Raw genomic sequence first — 249 nt, 5'->3', positions numbered from 1 at the left:
GCCGAGCGCTCGCCGTGGAGCGTGGCGGGGGATTTCCTGTTGCTGTCGGCCGTGTGGATCGGCGCCTTTGCGGTGCTGACGCTACTGGGTCGCCTGACCGTGCGGCGCTTGTGCCAGCGTGAGTTTTTCCGGCGGCGCGGGCGCCTGCTGGGGGTGCTGGGGTATGTGCTGCCTTACACCATCCCGGCCCTGATCTGCCTGCCGTTGACGCTGTATGTCAGCCACGTGCTGGCCAATTCGGTGGGCCGC

1 protein-coding gene is annotated in these 249 nt (G+C 68.3%); it reads left to right on the top strand.

The features are described 5' to 3' along the window. Positions 1-39 precede the first annotated feature (39 nt). Positions 40-249 (top strand): hypothetical protein (locus tag AC0L3B_RS39990; protein ID WP_473383470.1); only part of this gene is annotated, 210 nt, incomplete at its 3' end.

The sequence above is a fragment of the Bradyrhizobium sp. Kon56 genome, from assembly GCF_055807635.1.
The sequence above is the reverse complement of the archived record's forward strand: the minus strand, read 5'-3'. Positions and strand labels throughout refer to the sequence as shown.